Annotated in this window: 21 protein-coding genes; 9 read left to right on the forward strand and 12 right to left on the reverse strand. The window is 69.2% G+C overall.

The window, feature by feature from the left end:
- The first annotated feature begins 3 nt into the window (after nucleotides 1-3).
- Nucleotides 4-300 (forward strand): DUF503 domain-containing protein, encoded by a 297-nt coding sequence (locus ACFFJD_RS12090; protein ID WP_382364408.1) that lies wholly within the window; start codon nucleotides 4-6, stop codon nucleotides 298-300.
- 19 nt (nucleotides 301-319) lie between these two features.
- On the opposite strand, the gene ACFFJD_RS12095 is transcribed toward ACFFJD_RS12090, so the two are convergent.
- The 3 genes from ACFFJD_RS12095 to ACFFJD_RS12105 form a co-directional block, all read right to left on the reverse strand.
- Nucleotides 320-718, reverse strand: coding sequence for a VOC family protein (locus tag ACFFJD_RS12095; RefSeq protein WP_382364410.1), 399 nt, complete (start codon nucleotides 716-718; stop codon nucleotides 320-322).
- Between the two features lie 132 nt (nucleotides 719-850).
- On the reverse strand, nucleotides 851-2,239 hold the full coding sequence (locus tag ACFFJD_RS12100; RefSeq protein ID WP_382364412.1) for an HNH endonuclease signature motif containing protein: 1,389 nt from the start codon (nucleotides 2,237-2,239) through the stop codon (nucleotides 851-853).
- A 299-nt stretch (nucleotides 2,240-2,538) separates the two neighbouring features.
- Entirely contained in the window at nucleotides 2,539-4,971 is a 2,433-nt protein-coding gene (locus ACFFJD_RS12105; RefSeq protein WP_382364414.1) for a Tex family protein, read from the reverse strand.
- Between the two features lie 44 nt (nucleotides 4,972-5,015).
- Here ACFFJD_RS12105 and ACFFJD_RS12110 point away from each other — a divergent pair, with 44 nt between their 5' ends.
- The gene (locus tag ACFFJD_RS12110; RefSeq protein ID WP_382364416.1) at nucleotides 5,016-5,612 is read left to right on the forward strand and encodes a hypothetical protein; all 597 of its coding nucleotides are present in this window, start codon (nucleotides 5,016-5,018) and stop codon (nucleotides 5,610-5,612) included.
- On the opposite strand, the gene ACFFJD_RS12115 is transcribed toward ACFFJD_RS12110, so the two are convergent.
- The 4 genes from ACFFJD_RS12115 to ACFFJD_RS12130 form a co-directional block, all read right to left on the reverse strand.
- The gene (locus tag ACFFJD_RS12115; RefSeq protein ID WP_382364418.1) at nucleotides 5,527-6,903 is read right to left on the reverse strand and encodes an MFS transporter; all 1,377 of its coding nucleotides are present in this window, start codon (nucleotides 6,901-6,903) and stop codon (nucleotides 5,527-5,529) included. The two genes, ACFFJD_RS12110 and ACFFJD_RS12115, sit on opposite strands and share 86 nt — an antisense overlap.
- A gap of 111 nt (nucleotides 6,904-7,014) precedes the next feature.
- A complete protein-coding gene (locus ACFFJD_RS12120; RefSeq protein ID WP_382364420.1) occupies nucleotides 7,015-8,007 on the reverse strand; it encodes a glutathione S-transferase family protein in 993 nt (330 codons plus the stop codon).
- A gap of 53 nt (nucleotides 8,008-8,060) precedes the next feature.
- Complete coding sequence (locus ACFFJD_RS12125; RefSeq protein WP_382364422.1) at nucleotides 8,061-8,723, reverse strand: hypothetical protein; 663 nt, start codon at nucleotides 8,721-8,723, stop codon at nucleotides 8,061-8,063.
- A gap of 37 nt (nucleotides 8,724-8,760) precedes the next feature.
- Nucleotides 8,761-9,297, reverse strand: coding sequence for a M15 family metallopeptidase (locus ACFFJD_RS12130; RefSeq protein ID WP_382364424.1), 537 nt, complete (start codon nucleotides 9,295-9,297; stop codon nucleotides 8,761-8,763).
- Nucleotides 9,298-9,383: 86 nt separating this feature from the next.
- On the opposite strand from ACFFJD_RS12130, the gene ACFFJD_RS12135 reads away from it, so the two are divergent.
- Genes ACFFJD_RS12135 through ACFFJD_RS12145 form a run of 3 tightly spaced genes read left to right on the forward strand, consistent with a single transcriptional unit; the run spans nucleotide 9,384 to nucleotide 10,965 of the window.
- Nucleotides 9,384-10,163: a uracil-DNA glycosylase gene (locus ACFFJD_RS12135; RefSeq protein WP_382364426.1), complete on the forward strand. Its 780-nt coding sequence runs from the start codon at nucleotides 9,384-9,386 to the stop codon at nucleotides 10,161-10,163.
- Entirely contained in the window at nucleotides 10,156-10,518 is a 363-nt protein-coding gene (locus tag ACFFJD_RS12140) for a DUF488 domain-containing protein (protein ID WP_382364428.1), read from the forward strand. The genes ACFFJD_RS12135 and ACFFJD_RS12140 overlap by 8 nt, the downstream gene beginning before the upstream one ends.
- A gap of 18 nt (nucleotides 10,519-10,536) precedes the next feature.
- The gene (locus ACFFJD_RS12145; RefSeq protein ID WP_382364430.1) at nucleotides 10,537-10,965 is read left to right on the forward strand and encodes an NUDIX hydrolase; all 429 of its coding nucleotides are present in this window, start codon (nucleotides 10,537-10,539) and stop codon (nucleotides 10,963-10,965) included.
- Here the strand turns inward: ACFFJD_RS12145 and thiD are convergent.
- The gene (gene thiD / locus ACFFJD_RS12150; RefSeq protein WP_382364432.1) at nucleotides 10,962-11,780 is read right to left on the reverse strand and encodes a bifunctional hydroxymethylpyrimidine kinase/phosphomethylpyrimidine kinase; all 819 of its coding nucleotides are present in this window, start codon (nucleotides 11,778-11,780) and stop codon (nucleotides 10,962-10,964) included. The two genes, ACFFJD_RS12145 and thiD, sit on opposite strands and share 4 nt — an antisense overlap.
- Before the next feature lie 69 nt (nucleotides 11,781-11,849).
- Between thiD and ACFFJD_RS12155 the strand changes: the two genes are divergently transcribed.
- Complete coding sequence (locus tag ACFFJD_RS12155; protein ID WP_382364434.1) at nucleotides 11,850-12,518, forward strand: DNA alkylation repair protein; 669 nt, start codon at nucleotides 11,850-11,852, stop codon at nucleotides 12,516-12,518.
- Nucleotides 12,519-12,565: 47 nt separating this feature from the next.
- On the opposite strand, the gene ACFFJD_RS12160 is transcribed toward ACFFJD_RS12155, so the two are convergent.
- Nucleotides 12,566-13,786, reverse strand: a complete 1,221-nt coding sequence (locus ACFFJD_RS12160; protein WP_382364436.1) for a uracil-DNA glycosylase family protein — start codon at nucleotides 13,784-13,786, stop codon at nucleotides 12,566-12,568.
- A 427-nt stretch (nucleotides 13,787-14,213) separates the two neighbouring features.
- Entirely contained in the window at nucleotides 14,214-15,278 is a 1,065-nt protein-coding gene (locus ACFFJD_RS12165) for a PQQ-dependent sugar dehydrogenase (RefSeq protein ID WP_382364438.1), read from the reverse strand.
- Between the two features lie 98 nt (nucleotides 15,279-15,376).
- On the opposite strand from ACFFJD_RS12165, the gene ACFFJD_RS12170 reads away from it, so the two are divergent.
- Both ACFFJD_RS12170 and ACFFJD_RS12175 read left to right on the forward strand, forming a co-directional pair.
- Nucleotides 15,377-15,985: a HEAT repeat domain-containing protein gene (locus ACFFJD_RS12170; RefSeq protein ID WP_382364440.1), complete on the forward strand. Its 609-nt coding sequence runs from the start codon at nucleotides 15,377-15,379 to the stop codon at nucleotides 15,983-15,985.
- A gap of 5 nt (nucleotides 15,986-15,990) precedes the next feature.
- The gene (locus tag ACFFJD_RS12175) at nucleotides 15,991-16,998 is read left to right on the forward strand and encodes a HEAT repeat domain-containing protein (protein WP_382364442.1); all 1,008 of its coding nucleotides are present in this window, start codon (nucleotides 15,991-15,993) and stop codon (nucleotides 16,996-16,998) included.
- Here the strand turns inward: ACFFJD_RS12175 and ACFFJD_RS12180 are convergent.
- Together ACFFJD_RS12180 and ACFFJD_RS12185 are read right to left on the reverse strand one after the other, a co-directional pair.
- Nucleotides 16,976-18,517, reverse strand: coding sequence for a fatty acyl-CoA synthetase (locus ACFFJD_RS12180; RefSeq protein ID WP_382364444.1), 1,542 nt, complete (start codon nucleotides 18,515-18,517; stop codon nucleotides 16,976-16,978). The genes ACFFJD_RS12175 and ACFFJD_RS12180 overlap by 23 nt on opposite strands.
- A gap of 50 nt (nucleotides 18,518-18,567) precedes the next feature.
- Nucleotides 18,568-19,353, reverse strand: coding sequence for a YggS family pyridoxal phosphate-dependent enzyme (locus tag ACFFJD_RS12185; RefSeq protein WP_382364446.1), 786 nt, complete (start codon nucleotides 19,351-19,353; stop codon nucleotides 18,568-18,570).
- A 50-nt stretch (nucleotides 19,354-19,403) separates the two neighbouring features.
- Between ACFFJD_RS12185 and ACFFJD_RS12190 the strand changes: the two genes are divergently transcribed.
- On the forward strand, nucleotides 19,404-20,576 hold the full coding sequence (locus tag ACFFJD_RS12190) for an alkaline phosphatase family protein (protein WP_382364448.1): 1,173 nt from the start codon (nucleotides 19,404-19,406) through the stop codon (nucleotides 20,574-20,576).
- Nucleotides 20,577-20,792: the final 216 nt, after the last annotated feature.

Raw genomic sequence — 20,792 nt, forward strand, 5'->3', positions numbered from 1 at the left:
AGTATGTGGATTGGCACCGTAGAATTCGATTTCCTACTCGGCGATGTGCACTCCCTGAAGGAGAAGCGCTCCGTGGTCCGCCCGATCGTCGCTGAGATCGCCCGCAAGTACGACGTCTCCGTCGCCGAAGTGGAGCATCGCGACCTGCACCGGCGCGCCGGCCTCGGCGTGGCCGTGGTCAGCGCCGATCGCTCCCATGTGGTCGACGTGCTCGACGCTGTCGAACGCCTCGCCGCGGCGCGCCCCGAGGTGCAGTTGCTCTCGACGCGCCGCCGCTACGTCGCTTCGGAAGACCTGTAGCCGACAGCGCCGCCGACGCTCAGTGCTCGGCGGCCGCGGCGACGCAGAACTGATTGCCGTCCGGGTCGGCCAGGGTCACCCAACTCATGCCCGGCATCTCGCGCTCGGCGACGAGGACGGCCCCGGCCGCGAGGAGCCGGTCCACCGTGGCCGCCCGGTCCTGGGCCACCAGGTCCAGGTGAATCCGGTTCTTGGCGCGCTCGGCGGGTTCGACGCTGAGCGGCCCCTCGACGCCGGCCGGGTCCTCCACCTGCTGGAAGGCCAGCAACGGTGAGCCCTCACCCAGGCTCAGCACCACGAACCAACCCTCGTTCTCTTCCAGGACGGTGGCGTCGAAGGCGTCCCGCCACCACCGACTCAACGCTCGCGCATCGGTGGTGTCGACGGTGATCATGGCCATACGTAGAGAATTCGTCATGACCCGAGATTACTCGAACACCTGTGCCATCGCACCGGAAATCGTCGGAGCCGTCGGCTCGGCGGGCACACTATGAAATTTTCAAACAACACATCGCGCCGGGAACCGCTCCCGACACTCACCCAAAGCGCCTCACGCGGCGCTGGCCGATAACGTCAAAGTGCGTCGCGCATTCGACCGAACAGGTTCACGACGACGCTTCGGATGCTCCGGATCGGCCGGCGGCACGAACCACGGCTGCCGATCGTGGCCGATGAACACTTCCCACCCACCGTGATGAATCGCCGTGTGGTGCCGACGGCAGAGCAGGACACCGTTGTCCAGACTCGTCACGCCGCCATGCTCCCAATGCTCCACGTGGTGTCCGTCGCACCACGACGGCGGAACACCGCAACCGGGAAAGGCGCAACCACGGTCCCGTAGGACCAGCGCCTTGCGGATACCGGGCGTGAACAGTCGCTTCTCTCGACCGACGTTCAGCGGCACACCGTGCTCGTCCAGCAGCGCCAGCGCCACGGACGCCTCGCACATGATCAGTTCCGCCGTCCGCGCCGAGATGGGTCCGCCGAAGCCGAGCCACGGCACCGCCGTGTCGTCCTCCGACCTCGGAATTGAGATCGTCTGTCCCGCAACGGAATCCAGTACCTGCCCGTTCATCACCACCGCCGCTGGCACCGACAAGGTGACGTGCGGCAGCACTCCCCCGGATTCGGGGCGCTCCGAATGCGCCAGATACGTGCGGATCACCTGGGCCATCGCATCCGCGCGCCGCCGCTTGGCCGACCGCCGATCCGCAGAACCATCGGGCTCGGGCACGGGCCGCGTCAACGGATCCAACGCCGCGCTCAGCTCCTCGGCCGCCACGATGTCGAAGTCGATCGTCACCGCCACCCGGCCGTCGTCCGTCCGGTTGAGGGCCATCTCATTCAGATCGTCACGTTCGGCGACCGGAACCTCCCCGTCCGTCGGAACCTCCGGGGCCAGCTTGATCGCCCACGCGCGAGCCTTTTCCTTCACCCGCGCCGGCGAGGTCTGCACCATCAGCGAATGCACGATCTTCCGGCGATCGTCATCGGACAGGTCCACCCGGCCGGCCACGTGTCCGAGGCCGGACGCCACGGCGTCGCCCTTCTCGGCCGACACCGCACCGTCACGCAAGCCACGGGTCACCGAGACCAGGTTCTCGTCGGCGGTCGCCTGCCCGAGTCGAGCGGCGCGATAGGCCACCGCCGGGGCCGCCCCGAGCTCGATGATGATCGCCGCGGCGGAACGCACATGCTTCCGGGCCGGCAGTCCCACGCGCTCGATCGCGGCGCACGCCGCGGCGACCGAGTAGTCGGCCACATTGCGCAGACGGAGGAACGCCGCGGTCACGGCCAGGAGCTCGCGGTCGTCGTCGACCGCCCGCGCTCGGGCCAGGAACCGCCCGAGGTTCACCGGCGCTTCGATGTCGGTACCGGTTGGGATAGTGAGGTCGTCGGCCATCAGGTCGGCGAAGACGGTGAGAGCTGCTGCGTCCATGACGCACACTCCTCAGGTCACGAGAAGCCAATAGCGGTGGAACCGGTCGAGCCGCGCGACGATCGGTCACCCGGCCACTCATGTTCCGCAAGTTAGGGACTGTCGACCCCTCCCCTGCTCCTATGATACGCCTCACATAACCTAGGCACAAGGGTTCTATCCGGGTTGTTCGCCGGCCCGCCTCAGGACGGGACGGTTTCTACGCCCCTTCCACCTGAGCGACGAGTTCGCCCAGGTGGCTACGCCGGGAGGCCGCGCAGGGCAGCCACCCGGGGTCGGTGTGCGGTCGCGAGCCGAAGTCAGCGGCCGAAGCCCGCATCCCGCAGCGCCTGAGCCATGGAACCGCCGGCCGCACCGCTGTCGGGCCGTCCAGCGCCGCCTCCTCGCTTGGCACCGGACTGGCGCTGTCCCTGCCCGCGCTGACCCTGACCGCCCTGAGCCTTGCCACCCTGGCCCTGACCGGCCTGGGGCTTTCCGCCCGGCCGGTTGCCGCCCGGTCGTCCGCCCCGCTTGCCGCTGTCGCCGGGTTCGTCGTTCAGCCGCAGGGTGAGACCGATGCGCTGGCGGTCGGTGTCCACCTCCAACACCTTGACCTTCACCACCTGGCCCGAGCGCACCACCTCGTGCGGATCGGAGACGAACTTGTCGCTCATCGCCGAGACGTGCACCAGACCGTCCTGATGCACCCCGACGTCGACGAAGGCGCCGAACGCGGCGACGTTGGTCACCACGCCCTCCAGCACCATCCCGGGCTTGAGGTCGGCCACCTTCTCCACGCCCTGCGCGAAGGTCGCGGTGGCGAACGCCGGACGCGGGTCGCGACCCGGCTTCTCCAGCTCACTCAGAATGTCGGTGACGGTGGGCACACCGAAACGTTCGTCGGCGAACTCCGCGGGCCGCAGCGTCCGCAGAGTCCGGGTGTTGCCGATCAACTCGCCGAGGGTCAGTCCGGTGCGATCGAGGATCCGGCGCACCACCGGGTACGACTCGGGGTGCACGCCGGACGCGTCCAGCGGGTCGTCGCCACCGGTGATACGCAGGAAGCCCGCGCACTGTTCGAAGGCCTTGGGACCCAACCGCGGAACGTCGAGCAGCGACTTCCGGCTGCCGAAGGCCCCGAGTCCGTCCCGGTGATTCACGATGGCCTGGGCCAGGCCCGGAGTGACCCCGGAGACCCGCGACAGCAGCGGCACCGACGCCGTATTGAGGTCGACGCCGACCGCGTTCACCGCGTCCTCGACCACCGCGTCCAGGCTCTTGGCCAGCGTTCCCGGCGTCACATCGTGCTGGTACTGGCCCACGCCGATGGATTTCGGGTCGATCTTGACCAGTTCGGCCAGCGGGTCCTGCAGTCGGCGCGCGATGGACACCGCGCCGCGCAGGGACACGTCCATGTCGGGCAGTTCGACCGAGGCGTACTCCGAGGCCGAGTACACCGAAGCGCCCGCCTCGGAGACGACGGCCTTCGCCGGAGCGACGCGGCCGGCCTTGCGCAGATCGGCGATCAGCTCGGTGGCCAGCGCATCGGTCTCGCGGGAGGCGGTGCCGTTGCCGATCGCCACCAGCTCGACGTCGTGCTTGGCGATCAGCGCCGCGAGAGCAGCCTTGGACTGATCCCACTTGTTCGCGGGCTGATGGGGATAGATCACCGCCGTGTCCAGGGACTTCCCGGTCCCGTCGACCACGGCCACCTTGACGCCGGTCCGGAACCCGGGGTCCAGGCCCAAGGTGGGCCGGGAACCGGCCGGGGCCGCCAGCAGCAGATCCTTGAGGTTGGTGGCGAAGACGGCGACGGCCTGCTCCTCGGCGCGGCTGCGCACCCGCAGACGCGCGTCGATGGTGGCCGAGATCAGCAGTTTGGTGCGCCACGCCCAGCGGGCGGTGGTCGCCAGCCAGTCGGTGGCCGCACCGGGGGCGCTCCGATCGATGCCCAGAGTGGCCGCGACCAGGGTGATGTACTCCTCGTCCTCGCCGCCGTCGAAGGCGACGGTGAGCGCACCCTCCTTCTCGCCACGCAGCACGGCGAGCACCCGGTGACTGGGCATGGTCTCCAGGGATTCGCTGAAGTCGAAGTAGTCGCGGAACTTCTGCGCGGCGGGGGTGGCCGCGATCTGCTCGGACTTGGGCTCGGTGGCCAGACGACCGCCCGCCCAGAACTTCTCCCGGACCGCGCCGACCAGTTCGGCGTCTTCTCCGGCCCGCTCGATCAGGATGTGGCGCGCGCCGTCGAGCGCGGCGGCGGCGTCGGCCACGTCCTCACCGAGGTACGCGGCGGCGGCCTCGTCGGGCACCAGCGACGGATCGGCGAGCAGCGCGTCGGCGAGCGGCTCCAGGCCTGCTTCCCGGGCGATCTGCGCCTTGGTCCGACGCTTCTTCTTGTATGGCAGGTAGATGTCTTCGATCCGGGCCTTGGTGTCCGCGGACAGCAGCGCGGTCCGCAGCGCCTCGGTGAGCTTGCCCTGCTCCTCGATCGAGGCCAGCACGGCGACGCGCCGCTCATCGAGTTCCCGCAGGTACGTGAGGCGTTCGGCCAGCTGGCGCAGCTGCGCGTCGTCGAGGCTGCCGGTCACTTCCTTGCGGTAGCGGGCGATGAACGGGACGGTGGACCCCTCGTCGAGCAGTTTCACCGCCGCGGCGACTTGGCCTTCGGCGACGCCGAGTTCCTCGGCGAGGCGGGCGTTGACCGACTTGATCGGCTGCGGGCTGGTGGTCTTCAAAGCGCTTCCGGACACTCGCGCAAGGCTACCGGTGCGCCGGGCCGTCGGTACAGTGAGCCATGCCCGATTCCCGGACGGTGGCCGACCGGTTCGCGCGCAGCCTGGCAATCACCGGTCGTGGACTGCGGGCCCTGCTGCTGACCGTCGCCGCGCTCGCTGCCGGCCTCGGCGTGCTCGCCATGGTGGTCGGCGCGCTGTCCTGGCGCCATGCCGACCAGTGGAGGTTGCCGATCGGGGTGATCCTGGTGGTGCTGCTGTGCCTACCCGCCGCATTGCTGCCGGTGCTGGTGCATCGTCGCCTGACGCCGCTGACCCGCGCGATCGAGCGCCCCGACGCGCTGACCCGCCAGGCCCGCGACTACGTCGACGACGTGCGCGCCGGCACCGAGTTGACCGACATCGCGGCCATCGCCACCGGGCCGACGTCGATGTGGCGGCCGCGCAGTCTGTGGCAGATGGCCCGACTGGTGGGCTCGTTCACCGGCCGGGTGGCGCCGGACCCGAAACGACAGCCGTTGCTCGCCGCGTTCATGCCCGTCTATCTGCGCACGCTGTGGCTGGTGGTGATCGTCACCGCGTGGTCACTGGTGCTCGCCGCGGTGGTGCTGGCGGGTTCGCTGCTGGCGGTGCTGCTGGGGTGGACGCCGACGAGTTGAGTTCCACCACGTCGATCTCCTCGAGTTCCTCGGCTACCGACGGCGTCGGCTGGTCGGCCGCCGCGGCCCGACGACGAACGGCCAGCACCACCGCGGCGATCACCAGCAGTTGCAGCAGACCGCCGCCGATCAGCGACGCCCGGGCACCGAAGATCTCGGCGAGCCAGCCGAGCAGCGGCGCACCGATCGGGGTGCCGCCCATGAGCACCGTCATGTAGAGCGCCATCACCCGGCCGCGCACCTGCGGGTCCACGCTGGTCTGGATGTACATGTTGGCCGCGGTCAGGGTCAGCAGCACGACGAGTCCGGTGATCGGCAGGCTGATCGCGTACCAGATGTAGTTCGGCGCGAACCCGGACGCGGTGATGATGACGCCGACGACGATCGCCGAGGACACCACGAAGCGCAGGCTGGGCACCTTGCCGCGGCGCGCGGCGATCAGCGCGCCCAGTAGCGAGCCGATCCCCATGATCGAGCCGAGCAGACCGTAGGCCTGCGCGCCCATGTGGAACTCGCCCCGCACCATCAGGGCGTTGGTCATCTGGAAGTTCATGCCGAACGTGCCGACGGCGAAGGCCACGCCCAGCGCGATCACCAGGTCGGCGCGGTGCAGGACGTACGAGAATCCTTCGCGCAGTTGGCCCTTCGCGCGGGCCACGGGTTCCGAAGGCGACAGCTGACTCCGGTTCAGGAGCACCAGGGCGAGCAGGAAGGCCAGGTAACTGACCGCATTGGTGAGGATCGCCCAGCCGACGCCCGCCGAGGCCATGATGAGGCCGGCGATACCGGGTCCGATGAGCCGGGCCGCGTTGAACGAGGAACTGTTCAGGCCGATCGCGTTGGTCAGATGCTCGGTGCCTGCCACCTCCGAGACGAAGGACTGGCGGGCCGGCGCATCGAGCGCGGCGCCGATGCCGAAGACGAAGGCGAACAGATACACGTGCATGGTCTCGGCGACGCCGGCGACGGTGAGCGCACCGAGGCCCAGCGCCGAAAGCGCCATCCACGACTGCGTGAAGATGAGCAGCTTGCGCTTGTTCACGCGGTCGGCCAGGAGGCCGCCGAACGGCGACAGCAGCAGTGCGGGCAGGAACTGCAGCGCGGTGGTGATGCCGACCGCCATCGCCGAACCGCCGGACAGTTGCAGGACGAGCCAGTCCTGAGCGACGCGTTGAATCCAGGTGCCGATGTTCGAGACGAAGGCGCCGGTGACGTACATGCGGAAGTTGGGTACCGCTAACGCTGCGAATGTCTGACTCTTGCCGAACCGTGCTCCCCTGCCAACCCGCACTCCGCGGACCTCCTTGTCTCCCAAGGAGTTCCAACCGTCACCGGCGCCGAACTATTCCCTCACCAGGGAAAAGCCGCCCCGCACCGGCCGCTCCGCGCAGGACCCTCGGGGCTACTTCGGAGCGGGCGGCTCGCCGTCGCCGAACGGCCGACCGCCGAGCGACTCGCGCCCGTGCGGGGTGTTCCAGTTCGACAGATCCGGGCCCTTCGGAACGATGCCGGCGGGATTGAGGTCGCGGTGCACCTCGTAGTAGTGCCGCTTGATGTGGTCGAAGTCGGTCTCGTCGCCGAAACCGGGCGTCTGGTAGAGGTCGCGCGCATACGCCCACAGCACCGGCATCTCCGAGAGCTTCTCCCGGTTGCACTTGAAGTGCCCGTGATAGACCGCATCGAACCGGGCCAGCGTGGTGAACAACCGGACATCGGCCTCGGTGATCGTGTCGCCGACGAGGTAGCGCTGGGTGGCCAAGCGTTCGGACAGCCAGTCCAGGCGGCTGAAGAGCTGATCGTAGGCCGCGTCGTAGGCGCTCTGCGAACCGGCGAAACCGCACCGGTACACGCCGTTGTTCACGTCCCGGTACACCACCGCGTTGACCGCGTCGATCTCCTCGCGCAGATCCTCCGGGTACAGGACCGGGGCGCCCGGTCGGTGGAAGTCGACCCACTCGGTCTCGAAGTCGAGGGTGATCTGCGGGAAGTTGTTGGTGACCACCGCACCGCTGCGTTCGTCGACGATGGCCGGAACGGTGATGCCCTTGGGGTAGCCGGGAATCCGCGCGAAGTAGGCATCCTGCAGCCGCGGAATGCCGAGCACCGGATCCACACCGCCCGGGTCCAGGTCGAAGGTCCACGACCGCTTGTCGTGCGTGGGGCCGCACACGCCCATGGAGATCACCCGGTCCAGGCCGAGGAGCCGTCGCACGATGATGGCACGGTTGGCCCACGGACAGGCGTAGGAGACGACGAGTCGATAGCGTCCGGGTTCCACCGGGTAGCCGTCGCCGCCGTCGCGGGTGATCCGGGTCTCGATGTAGCGGGTGTCCCGTTCGTACGGCTGATCGGCCAGCACATACGTGCCCTGATCGTTGCTCTCGTCGTTCGCCATGCCTCCAGCCAACCAGGAAATCCGGCCGGCGTCAGGCTTAGGGCCGACGGCGGTCACTCGAAGGCGCGGATACCGTGCGGTTCGTCGTCGAACAGCGCCGCCGCGGCCTCCGCCTGCGCCACGTCGCCGACCTCGGCGAGGGCTTCGGCTTCCTGCTCGGTGGCGCCTTCGAGCGCACGCGAGAGTTCGGCGGCGACGTCGATGTAGCGTGCCTTGCGCACGTCCGGCTTATCGATCTCCTCGGCCACCGTCTTGGCGATCACGCGGCGGATCTCGGCATCGACCTGCGCGAGGTTGCGGATGATCTCCCCACGCATGTTGCGCGAGTTCACGTCCACCACCACATCGCGCGGGGCCGGCGGATCCACCTCGATGCGCAGTTCGAGCGGCTTGGCGCAGCGCACCGTCAGCGGCAGCGTGATCAGACCTTCGACGTCGTAATGGATGCGGTCGAGTTTGAGGTCGATCAGCAGCCCGATGGCCAGCGGAAGCTTGACGGTGAACGTGATCAGCTCCCCGACGTGGCGGGTGATCTCGGGAGTGGCGATCCGCACGTCGGCGACCACCTTGACCACGCCGCCGGGACCCGCAGGCAGGGGTCCGACTTGGAATTCTTCACCCGCGATCGCGCTGAAGGCCGCGCCGATGCGCGATTCGGTGACCGCTACTTCGAAGAAGTTGCGGCCGAACTCTTCGTACGAGAGATACTCGGGCACCGGTACATCCTTACGTAGGGAAGGGTGTGAGGGCTAGTCAGCGCCGTCGCACGGAGGCATCGGGCACCCGCGGCGGGCAGGGTGTGCCGGGCACAGTCGCCAGTTCGAAGTGCCACCATTCGTTGTCGAAGGTCCGGCACAATCCGTAGCGGGATCCGTTGCGCTGCAGCCACGCGGCACCGGCGCGCGGGGCGACGTCGATCGCCCGCCCGGTGACATGCGTGGATTCGTTGGGCGGCAGCACCCAGCGCCGGGCGGCCGCCGCGCTGCCGTAGGTGGCGATCCCCTCGCGCCACAGTGCGGCCTGCTCCGCCCGGCTGCGTTTGCCGGAGTTGATCGACAACGGCACGCCCGCCCCGTGCGCCGCACGTTCGGCCAGCGTGTAAGCCACCGCCAGTTCGGTGGTCAGCCCCGCCGTTCCGCGAGCCAGTGGGAAGCCGAGTAGTTGGGCGCGAGCACCGTCCGCCACGGGGTTGGCTTGGACGACGCTCGGGGCGGCCGTGGCGTTCGGCGCCAGCAGTGCGGTCGCCGCAAATGCGGCCACGCACGACCCCAGCACGGTTCTACGGCTCATGGTTCTCCTCCGGTCTGGGCTCGGTCGCGTTCGGCTCGCCCTCATTCTGCCAGGCATCGACCTCCGGTCGGGGCTACCGTGAGGTCATGGCGTCCCGCGCGCAGACCGCACCGACCCGCGCCGGCACCACGGCCGACCTGGGCGAGCTCGACGCGTTGATCACCACGTGTCGCGCCTGCCCCCGCCTGGTGGCCTGGCGCGAGCAGGTGGCGCGCGAGAAGCGGGCCGCGTTCGCCGACCAGACCTATTGGGGCCGACCGGTTCCCGGGTTCGGTCCGGCCGACGCCCGCATCCTCGTGCTCGGGCTGGCGCCCGCCGCGAACGGCGCCAACCGCACCGGCCGCATGTTCACCGGCGACCGCAGCGGTGACTTCCTCTACGCCGCCATGTTCGCCGTCGGCCTGGCCACCCAACCCACCGCCGTTTCCGCGGACGACGGTCTGCGCCTGCTCGACGCCCGGGTCTCCTCACCGGTGCATTGCGCACCCCCGCAGAACAAGCCGACGCCGACCGAACGGCGCACCTGCTCGCCGTATCTGGCCCGGGAACTGGAACTGTTGGCGCCGACGGTCGCCGCGGTGGTCGTCCTCGGGGCCTTCGGCTGGCAGGCGCTGCTGTCGGTGCTGGTGGATGCGGGGTGGCAGGTGCCGCGGCCGCGCCCGAAATTCGAGCACGGCGTCGAGGTGCCGCTGCAGCACCCGGACGGTCGTCACCTCACCGTGGTCGGCTGCTTCCACGTGAGCCAGCACAACACGTTCACCGGGCGGCTCATCCCGGACATGCTCGAGCGCGTGCTGAACCGCGCCAAGGAACTGGCCGTCGTCGGAAGCGACGCGGAGGAGGGAGAAGGGGACGACCATGAGTGATCCGACGGTGCGGGTGCGCCGCATCTACGACGATCCGGCCGACGACGACGGGGCGCGCGTGCTGGTGGACCGCCTGTGGCCGCGCGGGGTCAGCAAGGACCGGGCCGCACTGACCGAGTGGTGCAAGGACGTCGCGCCGTCGACCGACCTGCGCAAGTGGTACGCCCACGATCCGGCCAAGTTCGACGAGTTCGCGCGCCGCTACCGCAACGAACTCGCCGACGACGAGGCGCAGAGCACGGCGCTGACGAGGCTCCGCGAGTACGCCGCCGACGGGCCCCTGACGCTGCTGACCGCCACCAAGGAGCCGGACATCAGCGAAGCCGAGGTACTGCGTCGGATCCTCCTCGACTGACGCGGCTACGGTGGACGGATGCGCATCGTGCTCGCCGCCAGTGTGGTCCTCGTCGACGAGGACGGCCGCGTGCTGTTGGTCAAGCGCGGCCACGACCCGCAGCGCGGCCGCTGGTCGGTGCCCGGCGGGCACGTGGAGCCGGGCGAGACCTTCGCCGAGGCGGCGGTGCGCGAAGTCCGCGAGGAAACCGGGCTCGAGGTGATCGTGGGCGACGAACTGTGGACCGCGACCGTCCCGTTCGGCGACGACGAGATCTTCGAGGTGCACGACTTCGCGGGCACCGTGATCGGCGGCGAACTGCGGTCCGGCGACGACGCCGACGAAGTCCGCTGGGTGTCCCCGGCCGAGCTGGAACAGCTGCCCCTGACCACCGGTCTGCTGGGGTATCTGCGCGGTGCCGGCGTCATCGCGGCACCGGCGCACCCCGCGTCGGAGCAGCGCCGCTAGGCGTCCAGGCTCAGCTGCTCCACGTAACCGCCCTGCCACACCGCGTCGAACGGTGCGTGACCGCCGACGCGGGCGGCGATGCCCGCCGTGACGAACTCCTTGGCGAAGCCCACCGCGTCGGCCACGTCGACGCCCTTGGCCAGTTCCGCGGTGATCGCAGCCGCCAGCGTGCAGCCGGCGCCGGAGACCCGCTCCTGCCCGATCTTCGGGGCGCGGAACACGGTCGCGGACTGACCGTCGTAGAGCACGTCGATGGCATCGTCGCCGGGCAGGTCGACCCCGCCCTTGGCCACCACGTAGGCCGGCCCCAGCGCGTGGATGCGGCGGGCGGCCTCGATCAGGTCCGCCTCGGACTCGATCTGCTCCATGCCGGAGAGGATCTGCGCTTCGAAGCGGTTGGGGGTGACGACGGTCGCCAGCGGCAGCACCTTCCGGCGCAGCGCGGTGTCGGTGTCCAGTGCCGCGCCGGGTTCCTGGCCCTTGCAGATCAGCACCGGGTCGAGCACTACGTGCCGCCAGGAGCGACTACCCAGCGACTCGGCGACCACGTCGATCGTCGCGGGGGTGCCGAGCATGCCGATCTTGACCACGTCGAGGTCGTAAACGCCGGTGGCGGCTTCGAACTGGTCGGCGATCACGCTCGGCTCCACCGGCACGAAACGATGTCCCCAGCCGTTCTTCGGATCGAAGGACACGATGCACGTGATGGTGCCGACGCCGTAGACGCCCAGTTCCTGGAAGGTCTTCAAGTCCGCCTGCAACCCGGCACCGCCGGTGGCCTCCGAACCTGCGATGACATATGCGAGATCAACCACGGCTACGAGGGTACGCGGCGCGCGTTGAGCGCCCCGATCGCCTTCCTGCCCCGCGCTAGGCTCAACGCCATGACCGCACCCCTCCTCGACGACGTCCTGGCCGAGCTCGGGGCGCTCCACGACCCCAAGATTCTCGCCGTGAACCTCCGCCACGACGACGATCACGGGGTCAATCTGACGGCCCTGCGCGCGGTGGCCAAGCGCCTCAAGGCCCAGCCCGACCTGGCGACTCGCCTGTGGGCCACCGACGACAGCGCCGCTCGCCTCCTCGCGATCCTGGTGTGCCGTCCGAAGCAGTTCGACGACGCCGACCTGGACGCCATGCTGCGCGGCGCCCGGACCCCGAAGGTGCACGACTGGCTGCTCAACTACGTGGTCAAGAAGAGTCCGCACGTCGAACAGCTGCGCCTCGCGTGGCTGGCCGACGCCGATCCGGTGGTGGCGAGCGCCGGCTGGGCGCTCACCGCCGACCGCGTCGTGCGCAATCCGGACGGCCTCGATCTGGACGGTCTGCTGGACGTGATCGAGGCCGAGATGGCCCAGGCACCCGACCGGCTGCAGTGGGCGATGAACACCTGCCTGGCCCAGATCGGTATCGAGGATCCGGGCCGCCGGGCACGCGCGCTCGCGATCGGCGAACGCCTCGGCGTGCTGCGCGACTACCCCACCGCACCCAACTGCACCTCGCCCTACGCGCCGATCTGGATCACTGAGATGGTTCGGCGGCGTCAGGGCTGAGCTGCACGCGCAGGATCCGATCGTCGGAGCTGTTGCTTCGAGGATCCTCAGTGTCCACCCAACCATTTCGCACGGAGTCGACGGCGGGCCGCGATGTACTTTTTCTCGATGTCCTGATTGACCATCTCAATATACTCCGGCGACTTCTCCGCCGGATCGATGACGCGGGGGCTCGGGTGGAAGGTCGAGTATGCGGTCACTCTATTCCCAACCCCGGGGTCGATCTGCTTCGCGACTTTCCAAATTCTCTGTGCCACTTTCCCGTTCAGAACGACAACGGCAAGATCTGGAACCAGACCTAAGAATCCGACGAGGGCCAGTGCAGCCTCACGGTCAGTGTCGGGAGTCTGCGGGTGCGGTTTCGTCCATGGATAGGCATTCCACGACACGATTTCTGACACGTCGATCCCTGCACGGTCCAGGAAGTACTTCGCTCGAGCCGCTGAAAGGTCTGCGTTCTCTAGGCTGAGCATCCCCGAACCGAGCGGGTTCGAAGGATCGGTTTGTGGACCAGGATCCTGATACAGGGTCAGCAGGCGAGCATTCACTCCTCCGTACTCGGCGGACAAGTAGGGAATGAATGCACCTGATCGTTGTGCACGCAGTCTTTCGACGTAGTCGTTGATCTGCCGCACATTGGGCTCGAATCGGCGCCGATACAGGTCTTCCCGGTACGTCTTGTCACCACACTTCTGCTGCGTCAACCACCCTGCGGGTTCGGCACCGGTAGACGGACGCATAGCGGCCCGCGCTGTCAGCGCTGGATCGGGAGTCTCAGCCCGTACTTCGCCGCCGGACCGCGCACCTCGAAACCCTGGTCGGACATCCTCAATGACCAGGAGCGCACCCGCCGGCAACGACACGCGGTCGCCCTTTCGACGCCGACGGATGGCGATGTCGATCGGCGAACCGTAGGGAACCACTTCGTACTCGCTGTCGAAAGGACGTTGAGTCAGAACGAAGGTTGCGAGTTCGCCGCTGAGGTATTTGACGGTGACGATCGACCCTGCGACCACTCGATCGCCGGTGGGCCCCCAGGCAATGAGCCGGTCCCGGTCCTCGATGTACTTTCGTCGCGCCGCAGCCAGCGCCACGAGCTTCTTTCGCACCTGATCGTGCTCATTCGCGTAGCGTTGATAGTCCACCAACAGATCACCGCCATCGCGACACTCGTCCATCTTCCCGTCGAGTTCCTGAAGCCGGGCAGTGAGCTGCTCGGCAACAAGCCGGTACTGATCGAGTTCACGATCGAAATCGTCGCTGCCCACAGCCGTCGGCTCGACTGGGCCAGCCACAGTCGCGCCGGTAACGGTTTCGGATGCCGCCGAGACAGGCTTCGAATCCGCCTTGGGCGGAGACTCATATCCGCTTGACTTCGAAGAGCGCCCACCCCGCGGAACGGAAACCCCCTCCGACGGAAGGGTTTGGGCGGGTCCGCTCGGCTGCATTCCTACCTCCGATCCGCCCCTTTTACCGCCGGTTAGCACGGTGCCGAATCGCGCACGGAGTCCACGTTTCGGCGAGGCACCACTAATCACACGCGCACCATAGCAATAGCTCCTGCTACAAATACGACGAACCGCAGCCGTTACTTCGAAGAGGTGATTTCCTCGCCGGACCGGTCGTTGACGTGAGAGTTATCGCCGTTGTCCTGCCTGCGCCTGTCCGCCCTCCGGCCCTACGCGCCGATCTGGATCACCGAGATGGTTCGGCGGCGTCAGGGCTGAGCTGCACGCGCAGGATCCGATCGTCGGAGCCGGACGGACGTCCGCGGCCGTCGGTGTTGTTGGTCAGCACCCACAGCGTGCCGTCCGGTGCCACCACCACATCGCGCAGGCGACCGGCGCCGGCCAGCGTGTCCGTGGTGGTCCACGGAGCCGAGGTGGCGACGGTCCGCAGGCGTTGCCCGCGCAGGTTCGCGATCGCGATCACGCCGTCGTGGAAGGCGATCCCGCTCGGGCTGGCCTGGCCCGGCGTCCACTGCTGAACCGGATCGATGAAGCCCTCGCGACCGGCGATACCCTCCACCACCGGCCACCCGTAGTTGCCGCCCTCGACGATCACGTTCAACTCGTCCCAGGTGTCCTGCCCGAACTCGGCCGCGAACATCGTGCCGTCCGGCGTCCACGCCAGCCCCTGCGAGTTCCGGTGGCCCATCGAATACACCCGCGTGCGCGCCGGTGCGCCCGCCTGCGCGGGTTGAATCTGCAGGATCTTCCCGGACAGCGAGTCGGGGTCCTGGGCCGATTCCGGGCGGGCGGCGTCACCGGTGGTGGCGTACAGCAGGCCGTCCGGTCCGAACGCGAGGCGTCCACCGTTGTGGTTGATGGCGACGGGAATCCCGTCGAACACGATGTCCCCGCCACTCAACGACAACCCGCCGGCGCTGCCCTCGATGTCGAAGCGTTCGATGCGGTTGTCGGTGTCGGTGGAGTAGTAGGCGTACAGCTCGTCCCCACGCACCGCCAGCCCGAGCAGACCGGCCTCGCCGCGGGCGAGCACTCCGTCGATCCGGGCCACCTCCCGCGTGCCACCGGTGTCGTCGACCTCCAGGATGCGCCCGGAGTCCCGCTCGCTGACCAGCGGCGTGTCGCCGTAGAACGCGATCGACCACGGCGCGTCGAGGCGGCTGGTGACCACCGTCGCCCCGGCTTCGACGGTGGCGGCGCCCGGCAACGCCGTGTCCTCGGCCGTACACCCGGCCACCAGACTCAGCGTCAGCAGGGACAGCGCCCAGCGGATTCGGTTCCCGGTACCCATGCCTCGATTCTCCCGATGATCCGGCCCGCGCGCGGCGTTTCCTTGACCCTGACACCGTGTCAGCCGGTGCACTGGGGACGGATCGAAAGGAAAAACCCATGACCGCCACGCCTCCCCTCGCGCTCGTCCAGACCGCGCTCGCTGCACCGTCGTCGTCGGCGCGCCTGCGTGCCGCGCTCGCCGCAGGCACCGACCCGTCCGCGGACTACCCGGCACTGCTGGTGCATCGGTGCGCGCTGGAACCGGACTTCTTCGTCCGGGACATGCTGACCTGGGCGCTAGTGCGGCACGACCCCGACCTCACGGTCCCGCTGCTGCTGTCCGCGGTCGACGACGGCGGCCCGCAGGCGAAAAGCCAAGCACTGCACACACTGTCGAAGATCGGCGACCCGCGGGGCTGGTCGGCGGTGAGCCCGGAGCTGCTCGAGGACCCCGACGACGAGATCGCCACCAGCGCGTGGCGGGCCGCGGTGATCCTGGCTCCGACCGACCAGCGGAGCGCGCTCGCCGAGACGCTCGTCGCCCGGCTCGGCCGCGGCGACAAGCCGCTGCGCCGCAGCCTCAGTCGTGCCTTGGCCGCGCTCGGGCCGGTGGCCGAAACCCCGTTGCGGGTGGCCGCCGCAAGCGAGAATGAGGCCGTCGGTGCCCATGCGGCCGCCACCCTGCGGCTGCTCGAGGACCCCGACGCCGGACTGGACGAGGTGTAGACGAAGTGTTGATCGGCGACGTGGCGCAGCGCTCGGGGGTCAGCGTCCGCATGCTGCGCCACTACGACAAGATCGGCGTGCTCCGCCCGTCTGCGCGCACCACCGGCGACTACCGCGTGTATTCCGACGGCGACGTGGAGCGACTGTTTCAGATCGAGAGTCTGCGGAGTCTGGGGCTGTCGCTCGCCGAAGTGGCTGCCGCGCTGGAGGATTCGGAGTACTCACCGGCCGATCTGCTCGACCGGCTGATCGTCGGCACCGAAGAACGCCTCGCCGAGGAGGAGAACCTGCTGCGTCGACTGCGGGAGGTGCGCACCGCGGACCCGCAGCGCTGGGCCGACGTGGTGCACCTGCTGCCGCTCCTTCGCGGGCTGCAATCGGCGAGCCCGGTGCGCCGTCAGCTCAGCGCGTTCGGGATGAACGACGACGACGCGAGTCGCCTCGCCCGGCCGCTGGCCGAGGCGGTGCTGGCCGAGAGCGAGACCAACACGGCCGGCGCCCTGCGCTGGGCGCTGCGGCGCACCGGCGATGCGGCGCTGGGTGCGCTGCTGAGCGCACTCGACGACACCGACCCCGTCGTCCGGCGACGCGCGGCGCAGGCACTGGCAGATCTGGAGTCCGAGGCCGCCACCGCGGCGCTGACCGCTCTCCTCGACGACCCCGATCCGGCGGTGCGGCAGCGCGCCGCGCTGGCCGTCGGTCCGCGCGGCAGCGACGCCGCACGGCCGGTGCTGCTGCGCATGGTGATCGACGACGTGGCCGACGTCGAGGCCGCCGAGGCACTGGGTGCGCTCGCCGCGCACCGCGGCACCGTCGACGAGGTGGCCGAGCAGGTGATCGCCGAGCTCGATCGCCGACCTGTCGGCGACGGAGCCCGGCTGCGGCTGGCACAGACCCTGGCGGAACTGCCGGGCGCCCCCGCGCTGGCCGCGCTGCGGCGGCTGCGCGAGGACGAGGACCCCAACGTCGCCCGCTCGGCGACCTACCTGGTCAGGCTCGCAACTCGCGCTTGAGGAGCTTGCCGCTCTGATTGCGCGGCAGCGTCTCCACGAAGCGAATCGCCTTGGGCACCTTGAACGGCGCCAACCGCTCCTTCACGTGGGCGATCAGGTCGCCTTCGGTCACCTGCGCGCCGTCGCGCAGCACGACCACCGCGGTGATCGCCTCGATCCACTTCTCGTCGGGCACACCGATCACGGCGACCTCGGCGACCGCGTCGTGGGTGTAGACGGCGTCCTCCACCTCGCGGGAGGCGACCAGGATGCCGCCGGTGTTGATCACGTCCTTGATGCGGTCGACCACGGTGAGGTAGCCCTGCGCGTCGCGGGTCACCAGGTCGCCGGAGTGGAACCAGCCGCCGACGAACGCGGCCTCGGTCGCCTCCGGACTATCCCAGTAGCCCTCGCACAGCTGCGGCGACCGGTAGAGCACCTCGCCGGGTTCCCCGTCCGGCACGTCGTTGCCGTCGGCGTCGACGACGCGCGTCTGAACGAACAGCACCGCGCGACCGGCCGACGACGGCCGTTCCTGGTGTTCCTCCGGGCGCAGCACGGTGGCCAGCGGACCGATCTCCGACTGTCCGAAGCAGTTGTAGAAGCCGAGGTCGGGGTACTTCTCGCGCAACCGGTTGAGCACGGTGACCGGCATGATCGATGCGCCGTACTGGGCCTTGCGCAGGGACGACAGATCGCGCGTGTCCAGGTCCGGGTGCGCGGCCAACGGCACCCACACGGTGGGCGCCAGGAACAGCGAGCCGATCCGCTGTTCCTCGACGATTCGCAGGATCTGGCCGATGTCCGGTGCGGGCAGCAGGGTGACGGTGGCCCCGACCGCAAGGTACGGAACCATGAACACGTGCATGCCGGCCGAGTGGTACAGCGGCATGCAGATCAGCGGATTGTCGTCGGCCGCCAGGTCGAGCGCGACGATCGACGACGTGTACTCGTGCACCAGCGCCCGGTGGGTCATCATGGCACCCTTGGGCTTGGACGTGGTGCCGGAGGTGTAGAGCAGCTGCACCAGCTCCTCACCGGAGGCCGCCGACTCGAGCTGGGGCACCTCACCGGTGGTCGCCATCTCCAGCAGCGAACCGGCCGCGTCGCGCAGCGGCAGCACATGCTCCACCGACGTATCGCCCAACACGGCCTGAAGCGACTCGGCCAACGTCGGGTCGACGACGACTGCGCGCGCACCCGACTGTGCCAGCAGGTAGCTCAGTTCCTCGCCGGTGAGCGCGTAGTTGATGGGCACGTGCACCAGCCCGGCGCGCGCCGCCGCGAGATAGGCAATGACGTAGGCGTCGGAGTTGGTGCCGTAGGCGGCGACGCGGTCGCCGGCCGTCAGGCCGAGGGCGAGCAGACCTGCCGCGGCCCGCGAGACCGCGTCGTCGAGGTCGGCGTAGCTCAGCTCCCGGTCGTCGAACCGCAGTGCGGTCCGGCCCGAGTTGATCGCGGCGCTGCGGCGCAGCACCCCGTCGATGGTGTTGGCGCGGGCGTCACCCTCGCGTGCAGTTCCGTTGTTGGCCTCAGTCACAGTTCATCCAATCGATCGGCTCGCTCACACTGGTGTCGTTCACACTAGTGTCACGAGGATGCGGGCCCGACAGCCGAGGGCCAATAGTGGCTGTCCGGTGTCGCGCGGGCGCCGAAGATCGCCTGGCCGACGCGCACGCACGTCGATCCCTCCTCGATCGCGACCTCGTAATCGCCCGACATGCCCATCGACAACTCGCCCGCGCCGAGCAGGTCCGCGTCCATGTCGCGCACCCGTTCGCGGACATCGCGGAGCCGACGGAAACAGCGTCGCACCAGGTCGGTGTCGGCGGAGAACACCGCCAGCGTCATCAGTCCCTGCACGCGCAGCGTCGGGTACTCGGCGAGGCCGCGCACGAACTCGGGCACCTCGTCCGGGTCCAGACCGTACTTCTGCGGCTCGGCCGAGGTGTTCACCTGGACCAGGACGTCGAGGGTGCGGTCGGCGGCCTGCAACCGGCGGTCCAAGGCCTGCGCCACCCGAACGCTGTCGAGGGCTTGGAACTCGTCGGCGAAGGCCACCACGTCCTTGGCCTTGTTGGTCTGGAGGTGGCCCACCACCGACCACGAGAGGTCCAGGTCGGCCAGCGCCGCGGCCTTGGCCTTGGCCTCCTGCACCTTGTTCTCCCCGAGGTGCCGACAGCCGGCCGCTACGGCCAAGCGCACTCGTTCGGCCGGGACCGTCTTGGAGATCGGCAACAGGCGGACCTCCTCGGCGCGGCGACCGGCCCGGGCCGCAGCCGCCGCGATGTTCGCGTGCACCGCGGCGAGGTTGGCTTCGAAATCGGCGATGGTGGCGGCTTCCGGGTAGTCGGCCGACGGCGTGCTCTGGTCCATATAGCCCATTGTGGGCCATATGGACGCCGGTCTTCCGTAGCGTCGAGGGCATGGATCGCCTCCACGAACTGCTCCCCGGAACCTGGACCGACGACCCGACTCTCGCCGACCTCGCCGGATCGGTGTCCAGCGCCCTCGGTTTCGGCACCGACCGCCCCCTGCCCGTCCCGGACAGTCACACCGTCGTGGTGCTGATGGTCGACGGCCTGGGAGATGTTCTGCTACAAGAACATTCGGTCTTCGCCCCGGCGATGGCCAGCCATCGCGCGATGGCCATGCGGGTCGGCTTTCCGTCGACCACCGCGACCAGCCTCACCAGTCTGGCCACCGGGCTGCCCTGTGCCGAGCACGGCATCCTCGGCTACAGCTTCGCCCCGCGGGATCTGGACCCGGCCGTCGAACACACCCTCAACGCCCTGCGCTGGACGCTCGATACCGCCGACGGGCCGCCCGCCGAGAGCGTGTTCGCGCCCACCGACGTGCAACCGATGCCCACGGCCTTCGACGAGCTCACCCACGCCGGCGCCGGGGTGATCACCCTGATGCCGGAACTGTTCCGCGGCTCCGGGCTCACCCGCGCCGCCTACGGCACGCCCGCGGACTATCGCGACGCATCGTCGCCCGGTGCCGTCCGCGACCAGGTGGTCGATTTGCTCGCCGTCGGCGATCGGGGGCCGCGGTTGATCTACGGGTACGTGCCGAACCTCGACGCGGCAGGCCACCGGTGGGGGCCGGGCACCCCGGAGTGGTTGGAGCGGCTGCGCCGGATCGACGACGTGGTCGCCGCGATCATCGCGGCGCTGCCTCCGGGCGCGACCCTGGTGGTGACCGGCGATCACGGCATGATCACCGCCGGTCGACGCATCGACATCGACACCTCCCCGGTCCTCACCGAAGGCGTGCGCGCGGTGGCCGGTGAGGCACGCGCTCGCCACGTGTACGCCGAGCCCGGGCGGTGCGACGAGGTGTTCGCGCGATGGTCGAGCGAACTCGACGGCCAGGCGCACGTGGCCACCCGCGACCAGGTGCTCGCCGAGCAGTGGTTCGGCGCCACCGCCGCCGCGCACGTCGCCGAGCGCATCGGCGACGTCGTGGCCGTGCCCGGCCTCGACACCCTGCTCACCCGCAGTCTCCGTGAGCCGATGGAGACCATGATGCCGGGCCACCACGGCGGCTGGACCGTCGCCGAGATCCTGGTGCCCTTCATCGTCGCCACCGGCTGACTCCCCCACCGCGCCCCGCCCCGCCCCTCTGACCCCGACCACGCGTGTCGCGACCCAGCCTTCGTGTCGCCGGGTTGCAGCCAAGGCGACACGAGGCACGGGTCGCGACATGCGGGTTAAAGGCCAAAATGTGTGTATAGAATCGCCGATTTCTGCTGCCTGACCTCGGATGATGGTGGTTCGAACATGCTTTGAGAGCATGTTCGGTGTCAGGTC

The sequence above is a fragment of the Gordonia phosphorivorans genome (assembly GCF_042432625.1).
In the GTDB taxonomy this organism is placed as follows: domain Bacteria; phylum Actinomycetota; class Actinomycetes; order Mycobacteriales; family Mycobacteriaceae; genus Gordonia; species Gordonia phosphorivorans.

Excerpts from the sequence above, each read along its gene's own strand:
- ACFFJD_RS12090 (WP_382364408.1), top strand. The coding sequence starts at position 4 with ATGTGGATTGGCACCGTAGAATTCGATTTCCTACTCGGCGATGTGCAC.
- ACFFJD_RS12145 (WP_382364430.1), top strand. The coding sequence starts at position 10,537 with ATGCGCATCGTGCTCGCCGCCAGTGTGGTCCTCGTCGACGAGGACGGC.
- ACFFJD_RS12100 (WP_382364412.1), bottom strand. The coding sequence starts at position 2,239 with ATGGACGCAGCAGCTCTCACCGTCTTCGCCGACCTGATGGCCGACGAC.
- ACFFJD_RS12130 (WP_382364424.1), bottom strand. The coding sequence starts at position 9,297 with ATGAGCCGTAGAACCGTGCTGGGGTCGTGCGTGGCCGCATTTGCGGCG.
- ACFFJD_RS12170 (WP_382364440.1), top strand. The coding sequence starts at position 15,377 with ATGACCGCCACGCCTCCCCTCGCGCTCGTCCAGACCGCGCTCGCTGCA.
- ACFFJD_RS12155 (WP_382364434.1), top strand. The coding sequence starts at position 11,850 with ATGACCGCACCCCTCCTCGACGACGTCCTGGCCGAGCTCGGGGCGCTC.
- ACFFJD_RS12190 (WP_382364448.1), top strand. The coding sequence starts at position 19,404 with ATGGATCGCCTCCACGAACTGCTCCCCGGAACCTGGACCGACGACCCG.
- ACFFJD_RS12140 (WP_382364428.1), top strand. The coding sequence starts at position 10,156 with ATGAGTGATCCGACGGTGCGGGTGCGCCGCATCTACGACGATCCGGCC.
- ACFFJD_RS12185 (WP_382364446.1), bottom strand. The coding sequence starts at position 19,353 with ATGGACCAGAGCACGCCGTCGGCCGACTACCCGGAAGCCGCCACCATC.
- ACFFJD_RS12110 (WP_382364416.1), top strand. The coding sequence starts at position 5,016 with ATGCCCGATTCCCGGACGGTGGCCGACCGGTTCGCGCGCAGCCTGGCA.
- ACFFJD_RS12120 (WP_382364420.1), bottom strand. The coding sequence starts at position 8,007 with ATGGCGAACGACGAGAGCAACGATCAGGGCACGTATGTGCTGGCCGAT.
- ACFFJD_RS12095 (WP_382364410.1), bottom strand. The coding sequence starts at position 718 with ATGACGAATTCTCTACGTATGGCCATGATCACCGTCGACACCACCGAT.
- ACFFJD_RS12165 (WP_382364438.1), bottom strand. The coding sequence starts at position 15,278 with ATGGGTACCGGGAACCGAATCCGCTGGGCGCTGTCCCTGCTGACGCTG.
- ACFFJD_RS12135 (WP_382364426.1), top strand. The coding sequence starts at position 9,384 with ATGGCGTCCCGCGCGCAGACCGCACCGACCCGCGCCGGCACCACGGCC.